The sequence below is a fragment of the Desulfovibrio sp. 1214_IL3152 genome, assembly GCF_036763055.1.
Lineage (GTDB): Bacteria > Desulfobacterota > Desulfovibrionia > Desulfovibrionales > Desulfovibrionaceae > Desulfovibrio.
This window is the reverse complement of sequence record NZ_JBAIYW010000029.1, coordinates 1-19,843: the sequence shown is the minus strand read 5'-3', so window position 1 is coordinate 19,843 and position 19,843 is coordinate 1. Positions and strand designations below refer to the sequence as shown.

Annotated in this window: 26 protein-coding genes; 17 read left to right on the top strand and 9 right to left on the bottom strand. The window is 55.0% G+C overall.

What is annotated here, in order from left to right:
- Positions 1 to 292: 292 nt before the first annotated feature.
- Together V6C07_RS00645 and V6C07_RS00640 are read right to left on the bottom strand one after the other, a co-directional pair.
- Positions 293 to 1,729 (bottom strand): flavodoxin, encoded by a 1,437-nt coding sequence (locus V6C07_RS00645; protein ID WP_333534429.1) that lies wholly within the window; start codon positions 1,727 to 1,729, stop codon positions 293 to 295.
- Between the two features lie 12 nt (positions 1,730 to 1,741).
- Entirely contained in the window at positions 1,742 to 2,743 is a 1,002-nt protein-coding gene (locus V6C07_RS00640) for a DUF362 domain-containing protein (protein WP_333534427.1), read from the bottom strand.
- A 192-nt stretch (positions 2,744 to 2,935) separates the two neighbouring features.
- On the opposite strand from V6C07_RS00640, the gene V6C07_RS00635 reads away from it, so the two are divergent.
- Positions 2,936 to 3,880 carry an AraC family transcriptional regulator gene (locus tag V6C07_RS00635; RefSeq protein WP_333534425.1) on the top strand — a complete coding sequence of 315 codons (945 nt, stop codon included), beginning with the start codon at positions 2,936 to 2,938 and terminating at the stop codon, positions 3,878 to 3,880.
- Here the strand turns inward: V6C07_RS00635 and V6C07_RS00630 are convergent.
- The gene (locus tag V6C07_RS00630) at positions 3,840 to 4,568 is read right to left on the bottom strand and encodes a hypothetical protein (RefSeq protein ID WP_333534424.1); all 729 of its coding nucleotides are present in this window, start codon (positions 4,566 to 4,568) and stop codon (positions 3,840 to 3,842) included. The two genes, V6C07_RS00635 and V6C07_RS00630, sit on opposite strands and share 41 nt — an antisense overlap.
- Here V6C07_RS00630 and V6C07_RS00625 point away from each other — a divergent pair.
- The 8 genes from V6C07_RS00625 to V6C07_RS00590 all read left to right on the top strand — a co-directional run bounded on the left by V6C07_RS00625 (position 4,567) and on the right by V6C07_RS00590 (position 10,181).
- Positions 4,567 to 5,259, top strand: coding sequence for a DNA topoisomerase (locus V6C07_RS00625; RefSeq protein WP_333534423.1), 693 nt, complete (start codon positions 4,567 to 4,569; stop codon positions 5,257 to 5,259). The genes V6C07_RS00630 and V6C07_RS00625 overlap by 2 nt on opposite strands.
- Positions 5,260 to 5,406: 147 nt before the next feature.
- Positions 5,407 to 6,042: an alpha/beta hydrolase gene (locus tag V6C07_RS00620; protein WP_333534422.1), complete on the top strand. Its 636-nt coding sequence runs from the start codon at positions 5,407 to 5,409 to the stop codon at positions 6,040 to 6,042.
- A 15-nt stretch (positions 6,043 to 6,057) separates the two neighbouring features.
- Positions 6,058 to 6,450 (top strand): alpha/beta hydrolase, encoded by a 393-nt coding sequence (locus tag V6C07_RS00615; protein WP_333534420.1) that lies wholly within the window; start codon positions 6,058 to 6,060, stop codon positions 6,448 to 6,450.
- A 101-nt stretch (positions 6,451 to 6,551) separates the two neighbouring features.
- Positions 6,552 to 7,736 (top strand): arabinose transporter, encoded by a 1,185-nt coding sequence (locus V6C07_RS00610; RefSeq protein ID WP_333534418.1) that lies wholly within the window; start codon positions 6,552 to 6,554, stop codon positions 7,734 to 7,736.
- Between the two features lie 127 nt (positions 7,737 to 7,863).
- Entirely contained in the window at positions 7,864 to 8,319 is a 456-nt protein-coding gene (locus V6C07_RS00605) for a cyclophilin-like fold protein (protein ID WP_333534417.1), read from the top strand.
- A gap of 9 nt (positions 8,320 to 8,328) precedes the next feature.
- Positions 8,329 to 9,054, top strand: a complete 726-nt coding sequence (locus V6C07_RS00600) for a DUF4405 domain-containing protein (protein ID WP_333534416.1) — start codon at positions 8,329 to 8,331, stop codon at positions 9,052 to 9,054.
- A 57-nt stretch (positions 9,055 to 9,111) separates the two neighbouring features.
- Entirely contained in the window at positions 9,112 to 9,540 is a 429-nt protein-coding gene (locus tag V6C07_RS00595; protein WP_333534415.1) for a cyclophilin-like fold protein, read from the top strand.
- 29 nt (positions 9,541 to 9,569) lie between these two features.
- Positions 9,570 to 10,181: a flavodoxin gene (locus V6C07_RS00590; RefSeq protein WP_333534414.1), complete on the top strand. Its 612-nt coding sequence runs from the start codon at positions 9,570 to 9,572 to the stop codon at positions 10,179 to 10,181.
- A 64-nt stretch (positions 10,182 to 10,245) separates the two neighbouring features.
- On the opposite strand, the gene V6C07_RS00585 is transcribed toward V6C07_RS00590, so the two are convergent.
- Positions 10,246 to 11,181 carry an AraC family transcriptional regulator gene (locus V6C07_RS00585; RefSeq protein WP_333534413.1) on the bottom strand — a complete coding sequence of 312 codons (936 nt, stop codon included), beginning with the start codon at positions 11,179 to 11,181 and terminating at the stop codon, positions 10,246 to 10,248.
- A gap of 235 nt (positions 11,182 to 11,416) precedes the next feature.
- On the opposite strand from V6C07_RS00585, the gene V6C07_RS00580 reads away from it, so the two are divergent.
- Positions 11,417 to 11,908 (top strand): (R)-mandelonitrile lyase, encoded by a 492-nt coding sequence (locus V6C07_RS00580; protein WP_333534411.1) that lies wholly within the window; start codon positions 11,417 to 11,419, stop codon positions 11,906 to 11,908.
- A gap of 12 nt (positions 11,909 to 11,920) precedes the next feature.
- Positions 11,921 to 12,652, top strand: a complete 732-nt coding sequence (locus V6C07_RS00575; protein WP_333534410.1) for a carboxymuconolactone decarboxylase family protein — start codon at positions 11,921 to 11,923, stop codon at positions 12,650 to 12,652.
- 191 nt (positions 12,653 to 12,843) lie between these two features.
- Here the strand turns inward: V6C07_RS00575 and V6C07_RS00570 are convergent, their stop codons facing one another.
- Entirely contained in the window at positions 12,844 to 13,086 is a 243-nt protein-coding gene (locus V6C07_RS00570) for a hypothetical protein (protein ID WP_333534409.1), read from the bottom strand.
- 24 nt (positions 13,087 to 13,110) lie between these two features.
- Here V6C07_RS00570 and V6C07_RS13350 point away from each other — a divergent pair, with 24 nt between their 5' ends.
- Together V6C07_RS13350 and V6C07_RS00565 are read left to right on the top strand one after the other, a co-directional pair.
- Complete coding sequence (locus tag V6C07_RS13350; RefSeq protein ID WP_442886169.1) at positions 13,111 to 13,242, top strand: IS3 family transposase; 132 nt, start codon at positions 13,111 to 13,113, stop codon at positions 13,240 to 13,242.
- Position 13,243: 1 nt separating this feature from the next.
- On the top strand, positions 13,244 to 13,615 hold the full coding sequence (locus tag V6C07_RS00565) for a helix-turn-helix domain-containing protein (RefSeq protein WP_333534408.1): 372 nt from the start codon (positions 13,244 to 13,246) through the stop codon (positions 13,613 to 13,615).
- A gap of 4 nt (positions 13,616 to 13,619) precedes the next feature.
- Here the strand turns inward: V6C07_RS00565 and traI are convergent, their stop codons facing one another.
- Genes traI through V6C07_RS00550 form a run of 3 tightly spaced genes read right to left on the bottom strand, consistent with a single transcriptional unit; the run spans position 13,620 to position 16,034 of the window.
- Positions 13,620 to 15,248 carry a TraI/MobA(P) family conjugative relaxase gene (traI, locus tag V6C07_RS00560; protein WP_333534406.1) on the bottom strand — a complete coding sequence of 543 codons (1,629 nt, stop codon included), beginning with the start codon at positions 15,246 to 15,248 and terminating at the stop codon, positions 13,620 to 13,622.
- Positions 15,245 to 15,562 (bottom strand): plasmid mobilization protein, encoded by a 318-nt coding sequence (locus V6C07_RS13345; RefSeq protein WP_442886170.1) that lies wholly within the window; start codon positions 15,560 to 15,562, stop codon positions 15,245 to 15,247. The genes traI and V6C07_RS13345 overlap by 4 nt, the downstream gene beginning before the upstream one ends.
- Positions 15,456 to 16,034 carry a lytic transglycosylase domain-containing protein gene (locus V6C07_RS00550; protein ID WP_333534403.1) on the bottom strand — a complete coding sequence of 193 codons (579 nt, stop codon included), beginning with the start codon at positions 16,032 to 16,034 and terminating at the stop codon, positions 15,456 to 15,458. Before V6C07_RS00550 ends, V6C07_RS13345 begins: the two co-directional genes overlap by 107 nt.
- A 278-nt stretch (positions 16,035 to 16,312) precedes the next feature.
- Between V6C07_RS00550 and thpR the strand changes: the two genes are divergently transcribed.
- The 4 genes from thpR to V6C07_RS00530 all read left to right on the top strand — a co-directional run bounded on the left by thpR (position 16,313) and on the right by V6C07_RS00530 (position 19,261).
- A complete protein-coding gene (gene thpR / locus V6C07_RS00545) occupies positions 16,313 to 16,885 on the top strand; it encodes an RNA 2',3'-cyclic phosphodiesterase (protein ID WP_333534402.1) in 573 nt (190 codons plus the stop codon).
- Positions 16,886 to 16,887: 2 nt separating this feature from the next.
- Positions 16,888 to 17,352, top strand: a complete 465-nt coding sequence (locus tag V6C07_RS00540; protein ID WP_333534400.1) for a GNAT family N-acetyltransferase — start codon at positions 16,888 to 16,890, stop codon at positions 17,350 to 17,352.
- Positions 17,353 to 17,445: 93 nt separating this feature from the next.
- Positions 17,446 to 18,012 carry a flavodoxin family protein gene (locus V6C07_RS00535; RefSeq protein WP_333534399.1) on the top strand — a complete coding sequence of 189 codons (567 nt, stop codon included), beginning with the start codon at positions 17,446 to 17,448 and terminating at the stop codon, positions 18,010 to 18,012.
- 145 nt (positions 18,013 to 18,157) lie between these two features.
- On the top strand, positions 18,158 to 19,261 hold the full coding sequence (locus V6C07_RS00530; RefSeq protein WP_333534398.1) for a DNA alkylation repair protein: 1,104 nt from the start codon (positions 18,158 to 18,160) through the stop codon (positions 19,259 to 19,261).
- A gap of 45 nt (positions 19,262 to 19,306) precedes the next feature.
- On the opposite strand, the gene V6C07_RS00525 is transcribed toward V6C07_RS00530, so the two are convergent.
- On the bottom strand, positions 19,307 to 19,843 hold a 537-nt coding region (locus V6C07_RS00525), incomplete at its 5' end, for a hypothetical protein (RefSeq protein ID WP_333534397.1).

Here is a 19,843-nt window from a genome sequence, read left to right as displayed (position 1 = left end):
CCGCCCTGGCAAACGCGATGGACGTCGTGCGGCCGATTCCTGATCCGGCTCCGGTGACCAGCGCCACCTGCCCGGTAAAGTCTATGTTCATGGTAATCTCCTTGCGATTTTTCCCTTGCGGGCAGTTTCATAATGTCCGGATAGATATAGGCCGCCGGAGCGGCCCTTTATAGATACGGAATTATCCAATTTTTGTATGTTCCTGCCAGACCCGGCGGAAAAAATTCATTTCAATCAAGAATGGTTGAACATAGCAGAGCGTAAGGGCGGGGCCGCATGTTCCAAGGTTATCTTAGTACCAGTCGTGTTTTTCGTTCCGGTCGAGAGCGTTGATTGCGGCCATGTCCTTTTCCGAAAGCGTGAAATCGAAGATGCCCAGATTCTCCCTGATATGGGTGGGATTGCTCGAGCCGGGGATGACGGCCACGCTCTTTTGCAGGTTCCAGCGGAGAATGACCTGGACCAGGGATTTGCCGTGCACCCGGGCGATCCCTGCCAGCGTCGGGTCATTGAGCAGTTCCTTGTTGTACCCCCTGCCGCCCAGCGGATACCAGCCCTGCACAACGATTCCCTTGCTCTGGATGTACGGGGTCACGTCGTTGTCCTGGTAATAGGGGTGTATCTCGTTTTGCACCAGGGCCGGGGTGATGGAAACTTGCGGCAGGAATTTGTCCAGCTCCGCGACGTAGTAGCAGGACAGGCCAATGGAACGGACCTTGCCGTCCCGCACGGCCCGTTCCATCGCCTTGTAGGCAGCCACGTCATGCTCGCCCGGATGGTGGAGCAGCAGGAGGTCGATGTATCCCAGATCCAGTTTTTGCAGCGCTTCGTCGATGGCCGCGTCCGCGTTGGCGTATTGACTCGGATATAGCTTCGTAGTGACAAAAACTTCTTCCCGCGGCACGCCGGATTCCCTGACACCCTGCCCGACGCTCGCCTCGTTGTGGTATATGAACGCCGTGTCGATCAGGCGGCCGCCGGCTTTCAGGTGTTCTGAAACCGACCGCGCGCAGACGCCGCCCTGCAGGCTGTAAGTACCCAGGCCCACGATGGGCATGGCATGGCCGCTGTTGAGCAGAACCGTTCTGTTGTTCAAGTCGAAGTTGCTCGTGCCGCGGGCTCTGTTCGCGGTCAGCCGCAGACCCTGTAGCCATTCGTTGACTGCTTCGCGCGACGCCTGCCCGGAGAAGCGTATACCCGGTTTCCAGTTCGCAGAAGGAGCGAACCTGTGCAGGTTGGTGTCGCTGGAACCGAGCGGGCTGCTGTGCGAGGTCGTGAACGGCACGACGGTTTTACCGCCCAGGTCGTGGCTTTCGAGGAAAGTCAGGATGACTTTGGGCGCCTGGCCCCACCAGGTGGGGTAGCCGATGAAGATGACGTCATAGTTTTGCATGCCCTGCACCGAGCCGGAAAGCGCGGGACGGGCGGAAGCGTCGTTCTGCTCCCTGGACGAACGCGAGGAAGAGTTCCGGTAGTCCAGGTCGGCGGACGTATAGGGCGTTTCAGGCGTAATTTTGTAGAGCGTGGCGCCGGTTTGCTCCGCTATCAGCCCGGCGACCCGCTCTGTGTTTCCGGAGCAGGAAAAATAGGCGACCAGAACACGGTTGCCTGATGCGGAAGTGGTCTTCGGTTGGTTGGACATTGATGGCTCCTGGTTTGCCACCGCGGGGCTCGCCAGTGCAGCCAGCAGCAGTATGAATGAAACCATAAACAGGAAATTACGAGTCATAACTGAAATCCTTCATAGTGTTATAAGATCATACTCGGAGCTGCCCATGCCCAACTCCTTCATATAGGTGAGCTGCCTCAAGCCACTACGGGATTCAATGCGCTCCACCAGAGCGTGTCGCTCTGCTTCCGGAAGGGCGTACACCAGGTCGACGGAAGCCTGGTCTATAGCCAAGAGGTCGGTAGAGGCGAGAATGCCGAGGTCCGGGGTGACCACGGGCGCGGCGTCAGTTCCCGCGCAGTCGCAGTCAACCGACATGTTGCGCAGTACGTTGATGTAAACAATGCGCGGGCCAAAGTGGTCTATTATCGCTTTGGCGGATTCAGCCATGTGTTCCATAAAGCGCTCTCCGGAGAATCCCCACATGTTATTACCTTGCTGGTGGAGTTGCTTTTTCCCGACTTTTCCGGACGCGCAGCCGATGGCGATGTTCTTCATGGACCCGCCGAATCCTCCCATGGTGTGCCCCTTGAAGTGGGTGAGCACCAGCATGGAGTTGTAGTTCAGAATATTCCTGCCCATGGCGACTTCCTTGAACCATTTGCCGCCGTTAATGGGAAGGTTCACGTCGCCGTCCGCGTCCAGTATGTCCACCGTGCAAAAGTCCCAGCCGTTCGTTCGCAGAGTTTCCCGGTGACCTTCGGTTGTTTTGCGCGGGCTGTCGTAGAAAACGTTCGTTTCGACGACCGTTCCGTCAGGTATTTCCGGCAGCAACTCCTTGACCCAGGAAACCGGCACAATATTCGGTCCGTGAGGCTCGCCCGTATGCAACTTGACGGCCACCTTGCCTGTCAAAGGCCCGCTGACCTGGCGATACATTTTTTGCAGGCTCTCCGCGCTGAGGTCTTTGGTAAAAAACACCTTGGCCTTGCCTGAAGCCGGGGCTGCGTTATTGTTCCCATGCACGGCCGCGAAAACAGGATCCGCTTTGAGCAGCACGCCGGCGGCAGCGATGGCTCCGACCGCGGTAGCTCCTCCTTTCAGGAATGTGCGTCTTGAGAGATTCTTTTTCATTATATGCTCCTTTGGATGGACTTTCCCCGCGGCACATGCGGCAGGCGGAGGAAGGGAGGTTATGTGGTAAAATATCCATCCGGAGCGCAATAACGAATATCCAATTTTATCTTATTTTTGCATATTCCTGCCACCGCATTCCCCTTTTGCTCAAATTAGGGCAGGATTATGCAAATAAAACTGGAGCACAAGATGGAACAGACTACGAACGTCCAGTGGGCAGAAGACAACGTCGCCATTCTCGGCGAACGCCTTACGGAAGCGGTATCCCGCATGACCAGCGAGGACGGCAAAGTCCAGACGCAGGTCCAGGGATTGTCGCTGACCCGGTGGAACGACACCAGCAGGACGGACGTCTGTTTCTACGCGCCGGCCATCGGCCTGATCGTGCAGGGGAAGAAGGAATCGCTCATCGGCAACGAAGTGTTCCGCTACGGCGCCATGGACAGCCTGGTCAACGGCGTGGACATGCCGAGCACCAGCAGAATTCTCGACGCCACCCCGGAACGGCCTTTGCTCGCGGTTTCCCTGGAAATCGACCGTGCGGTCGCAACGGAGCTTTCCGCGCAGATTCCGCCGATTCCCGGGTTCGTGGATCCGCTCGGCGTTTCCATCGCCCAGGTCAACCAGGGCGTTCTGGACGCCTTCACCCGGCTGGTGGAACTCCTCGAACACCCCCAGCATCTGGCCTTGCGCGCGCCCCTGCTCATTCGCGAAATCATTACACGGGTGCTCATGAGTCCGCAGGGAGCCTCGCTCCGGAAAATTTACACCGTCGGCTCGCACAGCAACCAGGTGGCCGCGGCCGTGACCTGGCTGCGGGAAAATTACGTGCAGCCGCTCCGGGTGGAGGAACTGGCGGACCGGGTGAGCATGGCGACCTCGACTTTTCACCGCCAGTTTAAAAAGGTCACCTCGGTCAGCCCCATCCAATACCAGAAATATCTGCGGCTCTATGAGGCCCAGCGCCTGATGCTGGCGGAAGGAATGGACGCCAACAACGCCGGCCGCGCAGTAGGATATGAAAACATCCAGCAATTCAGTCGCGAATACAAACGCATGTTCGGAGAGCCACCACACCGCGATATCAAACGAATCAGGAAAGAACATTTTCCAGTTCAACACAAAATACCCTGATGCTGGAAGTGCTGCTACCGTTCCATTCCTTTTTTGCGCTCAACTGAGGGATTACAAATGATTTCATTCCCCTCAAGGTGGATTCCTTTACCCCACTTTTCCGCGCATATTGCAGAGCCAAGGTCTCCGCCTCTTTATTGTTTGCCGAAAAGGACAGCCTGTTGCCGCTGTCCCGGATAGCGCCGCCCGAAGGCAAGGCAAAGATGACGGCTCCGTTTTTGTCCACGCGGGAAGTGACACTGCTTTTGCCGCTGACCGAGACAACTTGTTCCATTCGTAAAATGGCCTGCAAACGGCGCTTGGCTTTTGCCGCCAAGCCCTCATGTTCCAGCACGGCGCGTTCCTTTTGTAGGTAATCTATTTTTACTGAACTATTCCCGTGCACTGACCAGTCCTTGGCCTGTGCGATGATTTCCGGCTCAACAAGATCGCGCCGGGAACGAAGCACGACCAGCGCGATCTCGTTTCCCTGTTCCGCCTTGTGCTGCAAAAAACTGTTCCAGGACGTGAACGGGACTTCCTGGAGCACATTGTTGCTCGGCTCCTGAAAAGATTGTTTTGCCTTTGCAATGGCTTCGGCTTCGTGCTTGCGGGCAAGTTGAATGAGTCTTCGCAGATTCTTCTTTGCGATGTTTTTGCGCTCCAGTTCCCGGCGCTTGGCTGCCCATTCTGTGATGGCGGCGAGCATGGCGTATTCCTGTTCCTTGACGGTTTGCAGCCTGGTTTTGCGCATTGCAATGGACGGCAAACAGGCGCTCTTTGAAGCAAAGGGCAAAACATTGCTCTCACAGGGCTGGAAAGTTCTGACTGCTGGTGATGCGGCCACTGAAGATACTGACGATTCAGCAGATCCGGAAAACCCCGTACCGGCCATGAAGCCGGGAACCCGCCCCACAGCTTTGTCCGGCATTGTGCTGACGAAAAAGACCAAGCCCGCCGCCCGTTTCACGGAAGCCAGTCTGATCCGAGAGCTGGAAAAGCGCGGCATTGGCCGTCCGTCCACTTATGCCGCCATCCTGGATACCATTATGAGCCGAGGTTATGTCAAAACCGAGAAACGCTTCCTGGTTCCTACGCCCGTGGGTGTCATGGTGGTCGATTCCCTGCACGGCAATTTCAGCTTTGTTGACTACGAGTTCACCCGCACGATGGAGCAGGCCTTGGACGATATTGCGGCAGGCAAGGCCGACTATCGCGCCGTGGTCGGCGAAGCCCATGCCCGCCTGGAGCAGGAACTCGAGGCCTTTGCCAAGGCCACGGGCAAGGGCTGCCCAAAATGCGGCAAGCCTATGGTGCGCCGGGTGAAAAAGCCCGGCAAAGACGGCAAGGGCGGTTATGACTTCTGGGGCTGCACCGGCTGGCCGGAATGCAAGGCATGAACTGAAACGAAGCTCTTCCGACAGGATCAGGCAGCTTTCAAGCAGGATCGTATCTTACCATAAGCCTGTGAAATCGACATATTGAGCTCATCAAAAAAGTGCTGCCGCCTGCAAATGAGAGCAGGCGGCAGTAAAAAAGGAGCTGGTATGATCAAGAATTTCGCAGTTGCTTCCGTGTTTGCCCTTATCGGCATGTGTTGGGTGGCCGCTTCCGCCTGGGCCTCATCCCAAAAATTTGAAACAACTTCCACGCCCCTGGCCTTGGGAAAGGGCGTCCACGTCCAAAAGGTAACTTTTCCCAACAAAGCAATAACCGTAGTCGGCAACCTTTTCACTCCGGCTGACTATGATTCTTCCAAGAAATACGCGGCCATTGTCATTACCCATCCTGGTGGCGGGGTAAAGGAACAAACGGCGGGCCTGTATGCGGAGCGCCTTGCGCAAAAAGGCTTTATCACCCTGGCTTATGATGCTTCCTATCAGGGCGAAAGCGGAGGCGAGCCCCGCTTCATTGAAGATCCCGCTACCCGCGTGGAAGACATTCGCAGCGCCACTGATTTTCTTTCCAACCATCCAGCCGTGAAATCCGTAGGCGCTCTGGGCATCTGCGCTGGAGGCGGCTACACCGTACACGCCGCGCAGACCGAGGCCCGCATTAAGGCGGTTGCCACCATCAGCGCCGTTGATTCCGGGCGCACTCGCCGGGAAGGTATCGGCGGCACCATGACCGATGAAAGCCGGAACAAGGTTCTGGAAGAAGTCGGCAGGCAGCGCACCATTTAGGCTGCCGGTGGCGATGTGCGATACATCGGCTATGTGGTCAACTCTCCAGACGAAATTCCGGCAAGCGCAGCTCCGAACTCTCTCTGGCGCGAGGGCTATGAGTATTACCGCACGGAGCGCGGAGCCCATCCCCGTTCCACGAACCGCTACCGGTTTACCAGCTTTGACAAAATGTTTGAGTACACCGCGTTCGACCATGTGGATTGGATCTCGCCCCGTCCGCTCCTGCTCATAGCTGGCAGCGCGGCGGATACTCTGTATTTGAGCCAGGACGCTTACAATATGGCGCGGGAACCCCGTGAACTCTTCATCATCAAAGGCGCAACCCACATCGACCTCTACGACAAAGAGCAGTATGTGCCGGGCGTTGTGGACAAGCTCACGGACTTTTACGGCAAACATCTGTAACCCCTAAAGGCCGGAACAAGCGGCGGGCACTTCGCCCCGTCTTTTGTTCCGGCCTTTGTCTATCAGCAAAATCCACCTTTGCAGGCGGTAAAGGCGCTTTCATGGCAACTCCTACAGCAATACATACGTCACACCCACACCCATTGTTTTCGGCTCTGGGGCCACTTGTCGGGACAATTCTGGTATCCTTTCTGGTCATTGGTCTGGCCATGCCGGTTATCCCGCTGCACGTCCATGAAGACCTTGGCCTGCCGACCCTCTATGTAGGGCTGGTAGCGGGCGCTCAGTTCGGCGCGTCTTTTCTTTCCCGCTTCTGGGCCGGTGTCTACGCCGACACGAAAGGCGCGAAACGCTCTATGATGCTGGGGCTTGTCCTGGCCGCGCTGGCAGGAGGTTTGTATTACCTCTCACTGTTTTTTATGCGCAGTCCGTACCTTTCCATGACCGTTCTTTTATTCGGCAGAGCCGTTCTCGGTGCGGGAGAAAGTTTCATCATCACCGGGGCTTCAACCTGGGGCATCATCCGGGCCGGAGCAAACAACACAGGCATGGTTCTCTCCTGGGTGGGAACGGCCATGTATATTGCCTATGCGGTGGGCGCTCCCCTTGGCACCATGTTGTTTTCCTCCATCGGCTTTCAGGCCATATCGCTGGCTACCTTTGCGCTCCCGCTTCTTGCCATGGTGTTTATTGCGCCTCTGCCTGCCGCGTTGCCGATTGCCAAAACGCGGGCTTCACTGAACAGCGTACTCCGTGCCGTGTGGGTGCCGGGAGTGGGCCTAGCCTTCAGCAGCGTGGGGTTTGGAGCCATTACGACCTTTATTGTGTTGTTATTCGCACAGCATGGGTGGGATCAAGCCTGGCTGGCCTTTTCGCTGCTCAGCATATTTTTCATGCTTGGCCGTGTCTGTTTCGGGCATCTGCCGGACAAGATAGGCGGGGCCAAGGTGGCGTTGACCTGCCTTATCATTGAGGCGTCCGGGCAAGCCTGCATCTGGCTCGCGCCCGACTCTCTTCTTGCCTTCATCGGGGCGGCGTTGACCGGCCTTGGCTATTCCCTGGTGTACCCCGGCCTGGGAGTAGAAGCCGTACAGGCAGCCGCGCCGGAACAACGCGGCGTGGCCATGGGCGCATATACGGCTTTTCTGGATCTGGCGCTGGGCATTTCCGGGCCTGCGCTTGGACTCATTGCAGGGATATCAAGCGTCAGCATGATTTACGGCGTGAGTACCATGACTGTGCTTTGTTCAGGCTTAGTTGCTTATCGCATAATGATAAACAGGTGAGAGAATCAGGCAGTATAGAGGCAGGATCGTATCTTCAAACATGGCGGCTGAATGCCTATGCTGTAAGCACCAATAGGAGTTTTCTGATTTCAGGTAATTTTCAAAAAAGAGAAATGAGGAGTTTTTCATGCACACTATAAAAATAAGCCTATTCGCCATGGCAATAATCCTGCTCATGTGTTTGACGGCGTTTGCCCAGCAAGGCGATTCTCAAGAAAAGAGCACGAAAATAGCTCTGACCATTGAAGGTAGCACCTACTCCGCTGTTCTTTACGACAATGCCGCTGCCAAAGATCTCATAGCGAAACTTCCGCTCACGGTGTCACTGAATCGCGGCAACCGGGATTATTGCGGAGACATATCACCCCTGCAATACAGCCGGGAACAGGTACAAAAAGGGTATCGCAACGGCGAGTTGGCTTATTGGATACCCGGACAGGATTTCGTCATTTTCATTGAAAAAGAAGAAACCGGCGCGAGTGTGGACGGGGTAGTGGTGCTCGGCGCTATGACTTCCGACATCCAGCCGCTGTTCAGCCTTGGCCGTTCCATCCAGGTGCGTATCGCGCCGGCGGAGCAATAAGGAGTCGGCATGATACGCCGAAAATCGCTTTCCATAGCCGTCAAGCTGGGCATTGATCTGGCCATGCTCGTTTTGTTCCTGGCCAGCCTGGGCTTCCGGCTCACGGAAGAAAAAACTCACGAATGGTTGGGCATGGCGCTGTTTACCCTGTTCGCCGTGCTTACCTGGATCAACCGCCGCTGGTATACGAATCTTTTTAAAGGAAAATATACCCTCCGCCGCCTTGTGAATACTGCGGTGAACCTTTCACTGCTTGGCTTGATGTTGCTCCTGGCCGCAGGCGGCATGATGAACTCCCGTTTTGTTCTTTCCTTCCTGGAACTGAAAGGCGGAATGCAGTACCGCGAATGGCACACCCTTGCTGCTTACTGGGGGCTGGTGATTATAGGCATTCATACTGGAATGCACTGGAGCATGATCAGCGGATTTGTGCGCAAGATGACAGGGAACGCACTTTTGCATCCCGTGACACTCACCGCCTTGCGAATCCTTGCGTTTACGGTTCTTGCTTTCGGCATCTGGGCCTCGTTTGATCGGGAAATGGGAGCCAAGCTGTTCCTTGGATTCGGGTTTGATTATTGGGATATGGAACGTCCAGCCGTTTTGTTCTATGCCAGCGCCTTTTCCATCATGGCACTGTATGCATTCATAACGCACCTCGTTATGCGTCTGGCTGGGAAACTTGTGGATACAGCCATACCCCTGGCTGCCAGCCGACCTGGCCGTCAACTGTAGGGCAAACAGAAACAATACCGGCTGTCGTTTCTGAGGCGGCAGCATAAGGAGATTACAATGTTCAAAGCAATTCTACTCGCAATAGCGTTCATGGCTGTACTTCCATTCAGCGCAAACGCTGCCGAAGCCCGCGAAATCAAGGTCAAAGTTACCGCCGGCGAGCATGTGCTGACCGCAACATTCCTGAACAACGCGACTACCAGAGCTTTGGTCGCCAAATTCCCGCTCACGATACCGATGATGGATCTGTACTCGCGTGAAATGTGCTACCGCTTCCCGGATGCGCTGCCTGCAAACGAAGCAGGTACCAGCGGTTACGAAGTAGGCGACATTGTGTATTGGACGCCACGGCACAGCTTTGTGATCATGTACGAGCAGAACGGCGAGCGGATCAGCAGCTTGCAGAAAATTGGCCGTATCGACGGAGTAGAAATATTCAGGCGAACCGGCGACATAAATGTCACCTTTGAGCTGATGGATAAGTAGGCCCGCATAAAAACAGGGAGGACACAAGCATGAAATTACTCTTATACGGCCTGCTGCTTTTGGGCTGCGTCACTGTGCCTGGAATGGTGCCCGGTAAAGTGTTGGCCGCTGAAGCCGGAAAGCCAAAGGTGCTGGTGGTTTTTTATTCCAAGTCCGGCAATACGGAAGCTGTGGCCAGGATGATCCAGGCTAAAACAGGCGGTGACATATATAAAATTGAAACCGTCAAAACATATACGCGAGAACGTCCGGCTGCTGCGGATATTCCCAAGGAAGAACTGGAAACCGGCAACCTGCCTGAACTCAAAGGGGAATTCCCGGACATAAGCCGATACGATGTGGTGATCATCGGGAGCCCCATCTGGTGGTACACGGCGGCAACGCCTGTAATGACCTTTTTGCGCGATATTGATTTCCAGGGAAAGACGGTTGCCGGGTTTTACACATATGCGGGTGACGGAAGGCGGTTTGACGGCGATCTGCGCAACCGGGCGAAAAATGCCCGTGTCATGGAAAGCATCGGCTTTCGCGGCACCTATGATAATGGTCGAGGGGAAGAGCCGGACGGGCGGGCCTACCAGGAGGAGCGTAAAGAGGCGGTTGGCAGGCAACTTGATGCCTGGCTTGGCAAAATTCTCTGACAGACTACAGTGACCAACAAAAAAGGGTTGCCCGGTGGCAACCCTTTTTTGTTGGTCAGGCTGGTTATGCCTGTAAGGCTTCGGCCTCCATCTGCGGACGTAGGCGTGATGTATCGCGGCGAGGCGGCGCTCCGAATTCCCGCTTGTATTCGCGGATGAACTGCGTGGAGCTTTCATACCCCACGGCATAGGCGGCATTGTTGACATCGTGGCTGTCGAACAGCATCAACCGTTTAGCTTCATAAAGACGCAGTTGCTTCTGAAACTGCAATGGGCTCCGGTCAGTGACCTCTTTAAAATGCCTATGGAAAGTGGACGTAGCCATGTTGACCATTTGCGCCAGTACATCAACCCGTAATGGTTCTTTGTAGTTCTCGCGCAGCCAGGTGATAGCGCGGGCGATCTGGTTTGTCCGGGTGCCGTTGGTGCAGACTGTGCGTAGCCATTCACCCTGCGGACCTGCCAAAAGCCGATGATGAATTTCGCGTATGAACAGCGGGGCCATTACCGGAATTTCTTCCGGCTCATCAAGAAGGTTGATCAGCCGCAAAAAGGCGGCAACCACCTTTGGATCTGCCTCTGCCACGGCAACCACTTTGTGCGGGCCGCTGTATCTCTGCACAGGCGGCGTTTCAGCGGCCAGTTGCGCGATCAATTCCCTGTCCAAATGCAATGCCACGGCTAGAAAGTGTTCGCCGGGTGAATCTGGGGAAACAGGCAGAATACGGCTTGAAGTCGGCATGTCGATGCCTGTTATCAGGCAATGCCCCTCACCGTATTGGTAGCTTTGACTGCCAATGACCGAATGCTTGAAACCCTGCACAGTCAGTCCGATAAGCGGGATATCGAAAATATTGACCACTTCATTATTCTGAGCCCGCCTCACCACCATAAAGCCGTCAATGGCTGTCTGGAGCCGTCCGGTTTCAGGCGTCCAGCGAAGAACCTGTTCTTTGAGCTGTTCGTTTATCCGGTCAACGCCGGTTGCGGGAACATTCATATTGCGAACCTCTCTGATAAGTGCTGCCGATTTTCATCATTTGGCAGGATTATCCATTTACAATTTAGCTATTTTTAGCATCTATCGCTTTTTATGAAAAGACCTCCGAGAGAAATAGGCAGCATTTCGGCAGAAACGGATATTCAGTTCCGGGTTTAGAGGCCCTACAGTGGGCATACGCAGACAAGGCTGGCCATATGGACATTACGAAAACAACATCACCAGGGAGATATTTATGAAAATGACGGCGCTACTTCTGGCTTTGGGAGTATTTTTTACCATGGGTGCATTCGTTGGCGAAGCCTCGTCGCAGCAGGCGGCAGGAGAGCAGGCAGTGGTGAAAGCTGGCTCCAAGCCGGAAAACAAGGCATCCAACAAAACTTTCACCGGAGATGTGAGTCATATCTCCATTCTTCCCGCCACGCCGGACGCCAATTTTGCGATGTCCACAGTCATCTTCCAGCCTGAAGCCCGTTCCTTCTGGCATACTCACCCCGCAGGGCAGCGTCTGATTGTTATCGAAGGATCAGGGCTTACCGGTACTGCGGACGGTAAAGTGGAAGTCATCAACAAGGGCGATGTGGTTGAATGTCCGGCAGGGGTTAAACACTGGCACGGCGCTTCACCAACCAGCGCCATGACGCACATTGCCATAACCCCCTTCAAAGACGGCAAGAAGGTGGAATGGATGGAAGAAGTCACAGACGAACAATACAGCAAACGGTAAGCGGGAGAAGATATGCGGAAAAAAATCGTAACCCTGGCGGGTGCCCTGGTGTTGCTTTTGGGATTCACAGCCATTTCGGAGGCGCAGACCGTGAACGCCAACACATTGAATGACAAACAAAAAGCTCTTGTCACCATTTCGGCCTTCACCGCCAATGGCGACCTTGAAAAACTCAAAACCTCTCTTAACGAAGGGCTCGATGCCGGACTGACGGTGAACGAGGTCAAGGAAGTTCTTATTCAGCTTTACGCCTATACAGGATTTCCGCGCAGCCTGAACGGCATCAACACCCTCATGGCTGTAATAGACGAGCGTGAGAAGAAGGGGATTAAAGACGAGCTTGGCAAAGAAGCAACGCCCATGCCCGCGAATTTCAACCGGGATCAATATGGTGCGGAAACTCGCGCCAAGATCGGCGGACGCCCGACCATCCCCCCGCCGAGCGGCTACCAACTTTTTGCTCCGGCCATAGACAGCTTTTTGAAAGAACATCTGTTTGCAGACATTTTCTACCGAGACAACCTTGATTGGCAGAGCCGGGAGCTTTCCACCATATCCGCTCTCGCCGCCATGAGCGGAACAGCAGGCCAGCTTCGCTTTCACATGGGCGGAGCCATGAATATGGGGCTGACCGAAGGGCAGATGAAAGATTTTGTCAGCGTCCTGGAAAAACGGGTTGGGAAAGGCGAAGCCGCAACCGCCGGGGAAACACTCAAAGCGGTATTGGCTGGACGCGCCAAATAAACGGTTCTGCGGCAGACGGAAGCTGCCCCTTGTAACAAAGATGGCAAGGGGCAGTTCAGGGTTTAACTACTTAACAAGCGAGCCGCGAAGTTCGCTTTTTTTTCACACCCCTAAATGGGAAAACAAATATAAATCAATAAGTAACAAGATATTTTAGCATGGCCGAATCGTAAATTTTTAACCAAAACATTTTAACAACAGGAACCAAATGGGGTTGCCATGGAGAAAACAGTTACAGTTTCTTCCCAAGAATTCAAACACACCGCCGCAAAGACAATCCGGTTGGCCTTCATGCTTTGCGAAAGCCGCGTACGAGCATGCAAAGGCAAAAAGCCGTGCCCTGAACTCAAAGCCTTATCCTCCGCCGCAGTGGCAATGGAAAACGCCATTGCCGTCTTTATCTCTCTCGAAAATCTTTGTGAATAACCCTTCATGTGTCCGCATAACTGTGGACACCTTTGCCCGACGATGTCACGGAATACATTGAAATGTTTTACAACAGACAACGTCGACAAGCGGCGCTCGGCTATCTTTCACCAGTGGCCTTTGCTCGTAAACTTCAAGAGGAGCAACTGGCCATGGCTGCATAGGTTGGCGTCCGAATTTGACGACCTATGTCAAGTTGAACTGGCGGCATTTTTAGGCATCCGCCAATCATCTATTTCCGATGCCAAAAAACGTAAGTCCATTCCGGCTGAGTGGTTGCTGACGCTCCTCCTGCGCAAGGGGATAAACCCGCAATGGGTTCTAACCGGAACCGGCCCGCGTTATCTTCAAGCCGCAGAGGTGACAAGGGGATTGCCGCAAGCCGGTTCTGTAGATCCCGTCAGCCTTCTAAAATTGTTCTCCCCGCATGAACTCGCGGCTGAGCTTGTGAACAGAGTACCTGATCCTGCGATGCCTGAATGCGCCTCAGTGCAGAGAAAAACGAGACGCCGCCTGATGTACCGCAAACCTCGCTGACGTTTTACCGTTCCATTCCTCGTTTGCGCTCAACAGCAGGCATGCGGGTGATTTCGTTCCCCTCCAGATATAATTCTTTTCCCCATTTTTTCCGCGCATATTGCAGAGCCAAGGTCTCCGCCTCTTTATTGTTTGCCGAAAAGGACAACCTGTTGCCGCTGTCCCGGATAGCGCCGCCCGAAGGCAAGGCAAAGATGACGGCTCCGTTTTTGTCCACGCGGGAAGAGACACTGCTTTTGCCGCTGGCCGAGGCGACTTGCTCCATTCGTAAAATGGCCTGCAACCGGCGCTTGGCTTTTGCCGCCAATCCCTCATGCTCCAGCACGGCGCGTTCCTTTTGTAGGTAATCTATTTTTACTGAACTATTCCCGTGCGCTGACCAGTCCTTGGCCTGTGCGATGATTTCCGGCTCAACAAGATCGCGCCGAGAACGAAGCACGGCCAGCGCAATCTCGTTTCCCTGCTCCGCTTTGTGCTGCAAGAAGCCGTTCCAGGATTTGAACGGGATTTCCTGACGCACGTTATTGCGGGGCTCCTGGAAAGACTGTTTTGCCCTGGCAATGGCTTCGGCTTCGTGCTTGCGGGTAAGTTGAATGAGTCTTCGCAGATTTTTCTTGGCAATGTTTTTCCGCTCCAACTCCCGGCGCTTGTCCGCCCATTCGGCACGGATAGCGGCGAGCGTGGCGTCTTCCTGCTCTTTGACGGTTTGCAGTCTGGTTTTTCGCACTGCAATGCCTGTCTGGTATTCGGCAAAGAGCTGGCCGCGCTCCGGAGAACGGTGCAAGGGAGCAGCGGCATAGCGTGTCCGCTCCTGGACATGCTCCATAGCCTGTGACGGCTGGTAGGAACCGAACTGAGCCTCCAGCCTCTTCATGGACAAACCCCTGTCCAGGCCGCTGGCCTTTATAGAGTGGCTGGTTTTTTTGCTGTGCCGGTCTTTGATGACCAGGCCATTGCCGTGCTTTTTTATCTCCATACCATGTCCGGCCAGGGCCGTGTGCAGATCCTGCCAGGACGTTGCGGCCTCCAGGGCGCGGAGTATCGCTTCCCGGTGCTCCTTGGCGTAGGAATCGAATGATTGCTGGCCGGTGTGGGCTTCCACAAGCTGCGCTTTGTCGTTGCCGCGCTGTCGATCTGAAGATGTGTGTTCAATGCCGTTATCAACCGTCAGGCCGAATTCACGTTCTATGGCCCGGCATACCTTGTCGCGTATCCAGAAATCCCGGAATTCCTTGTGGCAGGTGTATTTTTCCGGGTGGATCATGTTGTAGGCAACGTGCATGTGCAGGTTGCCCGTGTTTTTGTGAACGCCGCAATGGCGCTGATGGTCGGTATAGCCGAGAGCGGAGGCAAACCGCTCTTCAATGGTCTTGAAGACTTCCGGCGTCAGCTTGGCCTCGTCTTCCGGGCGGAAGCTGATCACCAGATGGTACGTCTTTGACGCAGCGCGGGTATTTCGCGCCTGCACGTCCAGGGCTTCCGCAATGCCTTCCGCGTAGTCCTCGCCGCCCAGCATGCCTGCGCACCAGTTCATCAGGCATTTCTCGCCGGATGGCCCGGCGGCGGCAATATACTCGGCAAGGCGGGCGTAATTGTCGTTTTTCGCCTCGATAAATACGCGCTTGCTGATCATCGTATGCGCTCGGCTGCGGCCTGCACGTCCCGTTGCCGGGCGTCCAGTTCATGCAGCAATTTGTGGACGATGTGCCGGTCGGCTCCGTTGGCCAGTGCCTGCTTGATCAGTCCGCCCAAGCGGCCCAGGTCGCCTTTCAGGCGGCGAAGCTCCAGCCGGGCCTCGTGATGCTCCAGGCTGGGCACGCTGAACCCCAAGCAGACTTTCTTACTGAAGGTCGAAAGTGACAATCCGGCCCGGTCGGCTGATGCTCGGATTTCGCCAAACTCCGCCGATGTCAGGTAGATTTTGAGGACGTGTTTTTTGCTGGGCATGTGGAGCCTCCTTTTTATTGGAGGCTCTCTGGCCTGCATAGTGCCGGTAGACGAGCCAGGCATATTGCCTGCCGCGCTCCGGGTCGGGCGAATGGTATTTGCCCACGGCTTGCCAGTTCAAGCCATGCCTGGCGATTTCTTCCGCCAGTATCCGCTTTCCCCAGGCTTCGTTCACGTCGGGATCGAGCAAGGAAAACGGATCAATGGAAAACCGCTTCATCCACCAGTTATTGATTTGCATTTTGCCTACATCAAAGCTCTTTCCGGCAGTCAGGGCTTCGCGGATCAGATTTTCCGCTTCTTCCCGTGTGGCCGGATAGTGCGACTTGCCTGCCACATTAACGGCCAGGGGATTCAGGCCGGATTCCTGCCGGGCGATGGCCTTGACCAGGGCGGAAGGCGGCTCCTCCGCAACAGCCTCTCCAAACGGAACGAACAAGGCGACCGCCAGTGCCAGAAGTCTTGTTTTCATGGGGTCAAACCTCTTGGGTTTTACGTTGAGCGGAACGCGAATAAGTCAGCCCCGCAGGGCAGGACGGGAGGGGAACACCCAAAAGGTGGGCCTACCTACCTTGTCCTGTCCTCCGAAGTGATTGCAGTATATCACGCGATGTTGAAAGTTTTTCGGATATACGCTGTGATTTCAGCATGTTTTAAGATATTGTAAGATGTTTTATGTTCGGTTGAAAACCGTTCATATTCCTGCAAACCCTTGCAACAGATTTCAAGGGATTTTATATAGGCGGCACAATGAATTCCGAAGACCACACTCCAGAGAAAATGCAGCGCCTTTTTGTGGCTGTGGAATTGCCTGATGCCGTTCGGGAAGCCCTTACGGCGTTGCAAAAGGGATTGTCCGGGATACGCTGGACTGCACCGGAAAATTTGCATCTGACCTTGCGCTTCATTGGCGAGGTGCCGGTGGCGCAAGCGGAAAGAATCCGGGCAGCGCTTGAAGAAGTTCAGACAAAGAGCTTTTCTTTATGCCTGAGCCAGCTTGGATTTTTCGATAGAAGGCCGCAGGCGATTCTCTGGGCCGGGATAGAGGCGTCACAAGAATTGCTCGCGTTGAAAGAACAGATTGACGCCACGCTTGCGGCACGGGCTGATCTGCGGCTTCCGCAAGGGCGTTTTTCGCCGCATATCACTTTGGGCAGAATGAAGAACGCTGACCGAAAGGCCTTGCGGGAACTTACGGCGCGGCAGTCCATTGCGGCCCAAACGCCGTTCCCAGTAAACGCATTCACGCTGTTCAGCAGCGTGCTGGCTCCCGAAGGAGCAAAGCACACGGTTGAAGCGCGGTACAGCCTTACCGCTGAATAATTATGAAAAATACAGTAGATATACGACCCGCCACAGAAGTGGACGTTTCCGACATCTTTACCGTGCGCTGCGCGGTCAAAGAGAACCACATGAGTCTCGAAGAACTTGCGGAACTGGACATCACCCCGCAGTCGGTGGCCGACATGATTACGGGCGGCGACTACATTGTGCCGGTGGCCGTGGCCGATGGCCGGATCGTCGGCTTTGCCATGGCGCAAGTATCCGAAGGCTACTTGTTCGCGCTGTTTGTGCATCCAGATTATGAAGGCAAAGGCATAGGCCGCGCCATTATGGAAGTGGTCGAATCCGAGCTTGCCAAACAAGGGGTGAAAGAAGCCTGGCTGGCCACCGGATCTGAGCCGGGGATACGCGCTCCCGGCTTTTACCGTCATCTCGGCTGGGTGGAATGCGGGGTCATGGATGACGGACAGTTGAAATTTCACAAGTTTATTACCCACAAAGAATGATGAAAAGCCGTTCGGGAGGAGCAGGCCGCCGGTTGACTTTAAAGGCAGGGCCGGTAATCTCGGCCATTATGATCACCAAAACGGAGGCGATGTATGGCCAAGGTACTGTTCATAACCAGCAGTTGGCGGAAAAGCAGCAATTCCTCGTGGCTTGCGGAAAGAGCGGCGGAAGCCGCACGGGAAACCGGGCATGAAGTGACAATAACGGACATCGCCAAGCTGAACATCGGGCCGTGCCGGGCCTGCATGGGCTGCCGGAAAACGAAGGATGGCCGATGTATTCTCAAAGATGACATGGGCCAGTTTTACCCCATACTGGAAGAAGCCGATGTGCTCGTATTCACGTCACCCGTATACTGGTTCAACCTTTGCGGGCAGATCAAGCAGTTCATTGACCGCTGTTATGCCCTGGGCGGAAAAGAGTTTCCTGACGGAACGAACTGTTTCAGCCGTAAAAAGATAGGACTGGTGCTCGCGCATGAAGGCGAAGATCCCTATGACTCCGGCGGCATCAATGCCATCCGCTCCATACAGGATACCTGCTCTTACCTGGGAGCGGCCTTTGCCGGGGCGCTGTACGGCTCTGCCAACGATGCGGGCGAAGCCGCCAAGAATCCCGCGTTGTTGAAGAAAGCTAAAGAGTATGGGTCGGCGTTGTAAGTTTACCCCTGGAAAGGCAACCTGTTTGATTGTTGCCTTTCTTCATTTTTGCCTTTTGGGGATTTATGCGCGACACCTAAGGCCAGACCTTGCGACACATATTTCGAGAGCAATGTGCGTGCACAGCTCTTGAAAAAGGAAACGTATGCCGGAACCGCTGAAAAACAGGTTTACTTACGAGTCGCTTCACGATCTGGCTCTGCGTATCAGTGCCGCATACTCTCCGTTTCCGGTTGATGATTTTGTCGCCGATATTATGGATGAAACATGGGATAGCTTGGAACTGAAAGCCCGCATGCGGCAAATCACCATCCATCTGGGCAGGCATTTGCCGCGCGATTATGAACAGGCCCTGGCGATCCTTGATAAAGTCATTGCGGGGTATCCCGCTGGTTTTGCCGACTTTACGCTCCTGTGCTTCCCGGATTTTGTTGAAGTCCACGGGCAGGACGCGGCTCATTGGGATGTGTCGATGGCCGCGCTCGAACGATATACCGCATACTCAACTGCCGAGTTTGCCGTGAGGCCGTTCATCATAAAGCATGAAGCGCGTATGATGGCGCAGATGGCTGCCTGGGCCGGGCACGACAATGAGCATGTCCGGCGGCTTGCCAGTGAGGGGTGCCGCCCGGCGCTGCCGTGGGGGCAGGCGCTCGTCAGCTTCAAAAAAGATCCGTTGCCGGTTCTTGCCATTTTGGAGCGACTGAAAAGCGATCCGTCGCTGTATGTCCGTAAAAGCGTGGCCAATAACCTTAACGATATTTCCAAAACGCATCCTGAGTTGATCGCAAAAATCACAAGAGACTGGTACGGCAAAAATGCACACACCGACTGGATTGTAAAGCATGGGTGCAGGACGCTTCTTAAAAAGGGTGACAGAAACGTGCTGAATATCTTTGGCTTTGCGGATGCCAACTCTGTGCACGTTGACGGCTTTGCGCTGCGTGCCGCATCTGTTCCCATTGGCGAGGCCATAAGCTTTTCCTTTACCATTGAGACAAAAAAGGTCGCCAGGGTGCGGCTGGAATACGGCATTGATTATATGAAGGCGAACGGCAAACGAAACCGCAAGATATTCCAGATCTCCGAGATTTCCTTACCGAAAAATGGAAAGAAGTCGTACACCAAAAGCCATTCTTTTGCGGAAGTAAGCACACGGAAACACTACCCCGGCACGCACTCCGTTACGCTGCTTGTAAACGGCGAGGAGCGAGGCACACTGGATTTTGAGGTATTGGCCGCAAAATAGCCTGTTGTTGCGCAGGCCACGGAGCCGTTTTCTTGTAACCGCCCGTCAGCGGCGGCGGTATTCCTGGCCGGGGCTGTAGCTCAAAGAATAGCCCAAAATCTCATTGGTTTGTCGCTGGGCCTCCTCAGGGGGTACGCCCCGGAGCACCAGTTCTCCCCATTTTCGATTCCAGGCGAGAGTGCGTTGTTCCCGGCTTTCGTCGGTTCGGGCAAAGGGCAGCCGAAAACCGTGTTTCGATGGCGATTTGAAGGAACCCCGCAAGCGGGTCATCAAGTCAGACAGCTTTTTGTTCATCTTCTGGGCTTTGCGGCGCAGGCGCTCCGAGGCCCGTGCCCGTTCCCGGTGCAGCATCGGGCCAAGTCCCAAAGCTTCAAAAAGGGCTTCCGTGACAATGCGGATGGCCCGGCAGCCGAAAAATGCGCCTTCCTCGTTCTGTTGCCGGGGCTGCTTCACTCGCATGAATCCGGTTTCTTTCAGCAGGGCAATGGCCCGTTCGCAGCGGCGTTGGCCGAGACCGGAATCCCGCACGATGGTGCGCATGTCGATGTCGATGAAGCCGCTGGCCGGGGTGGGTGCGCCGAG

What these genes read in the sequence shown, in the direction of transcription:
- V6C07_RS00570 (WP_333534409.1), bottom strand. Translation starts at nt 13,086, where the DNA reads ATGAAGGGTTATTCACAAAGATTTTCGAGAGAGATAAAGACGGCAATG.
- V6C07_RS00575 (WP_333534410.1), top strand. Translation starts at nt 11,921, where the DNA reads ATGCGGAAAAAAATCGTAACCCTGGCGGGTGCCCTGGTGTTGCTTTTG.
- V6C07_RS00625 (WP_333534423.1), top strand. Translation starts at nt 4,567, where the DNA reads ATGGCGTATTCCTGTTCCTTGACGGTTTGCAGCCTGGTTTTGCGCATT.
- V6C07_RS13345 (WP_442886170.1), bottom strand. Translation starts at nt 15,562, where the DNA reads ATGCCCAGCAAAAAACACGTCCTCAAAATCTACCTGACATCGGCGGAG.
- thpR (WP_333534402.1), top strand. Translation starts at nt 16,313, where the DNA reads ATGAATTCCGAAGACCACACTCCAGAGAAAATGCAGCGCCTTTTTGTG.
- V6C07_RS00635 (WP_333534425.1), top strand. Translation starts at nt 2,936, where the DNA reads ATGGAACAGACTACGAACGTCCAGTGGGCAGAAGACAACGTCGCCATT.
- V6C07_RS00590 (WP_333534414.1), top strand. Translation starts at nt 9,570, where the DNA reads ATGAAATTACTCTTATACGGCCTGCTGCTTTTGGGCTGCGTCACTGTG.
- V6C07_RS00535 (WP_333534399.1), top strand. Translation starts at nt 17,446, where the DNA reads ATGGCCAAGGTACTGTTCATAACCAGCAGTTGGCGGAAAAGCAGCAAT.
- V6C07_RS00530 (WP_333534398.1), top strand. Translation starts at nt 18,158, where the DNA reads ATGCCGGAACCGCTGAAAAACAGGTTTACTTACGAGTCGCTTCACGAT.
- V6C07_RS00550 (WP_333534403.1), bottom strand. Translation starts at nt 16,034, where the DNA reads ATGAAAACAAGACTTCTGGCACTGGCGGTCGCCTTGTTCGTTCCGTTT.
- V6C07_RS00595 (WP_333534415.1), top strand. Translation starts at nt 9,112, where the DNA reads ATGTTCAAAGCAATTCTACTCGCAATAGCGTTCATGGCTGTACTTCCA.
- traI (WP_333534406.1), bottom strand. Translation starts at nt 15,248, where the DNA reads ATGATCAGCAAGCGCGTATTTATCGAGGCGAAAAACGACAATTACGCC.
- V6C07_RS00630 (WP_333534424.1), bottom strand. Translation starts at nt 4,568, where the DNA reads ATGCTCGCCGCCATCACAGAATGGGCAGCCAAGCGCCGGGAACTGGAG.
- V6C07_RS00600 (WP_333534416.1), top strand. Translation starts at nt 8,329, where the DNA reads ATGATACGCCGAAAATCGCTTTCCATAGCCGTCAAGCTGGGCATTGAT.
- V6C07_RS00540 (WP_333534400.1), top strand. Translation starts at nt 16,888, where the DNA reads ATGAAAAATACAGTAGATATACGACCCGCCACAGAAGTGGACGTTTCC.
- V6C07_RS00605 (WP_333534417.1), top strand. Translation starts at nt 7,864, where the DNA reads ATGCACACTATAAAAATAAGCCTATTCGCCATGGCAATAATCCTGCTC.
- V6C07_RS00645 (WP_333534429.1), bottom strand. Translation starts at nt 1,729, where the DNA reads ATGACTCGTAATTTCCTGTTTATGGTTTCATTCATACTGCTGCTGGCT.
- V6C07_RS00620 (WP_333534422.1), top strand. Translation starts at nt 5,407, where the DNA reads ATGATCAAGAATTTCGCAGTTGCTTCCGTGTTTGCCCTTATCGGCATG.
- V6C07_RS00610 (WP_333534418.1), top strand. Translation starts at nt 6,552, where the DNA reads ATGGCAACTCCTACAGCAATACATACGTCACACCCACACCCATTGTTT.
- V6C07_RS00585 (WP_333534413.1), bottom strand. Translation starts at nt 11,181, where the DNA reads ATGAATGTTCCCGCAACCGGCGTTGACCGGATAAACGAACAGCTCAAA.
- V6C07_RS00580 (WP_333534411.1), top strand. Translation starts at nt 11,417, where the DNA reads ATGAAAATGACGGCGCTACTTCTGGCTTTGGGAGTATTTTTTACCATG.
- V6C07_RS00640 (WP_333534427.1), bottom strand. Translation starts at nt 2,743, where the DNA reads ATGAAAAAGAATCTCTCAAGACGCACATTCCTGAAAGGAGGAGCTACC.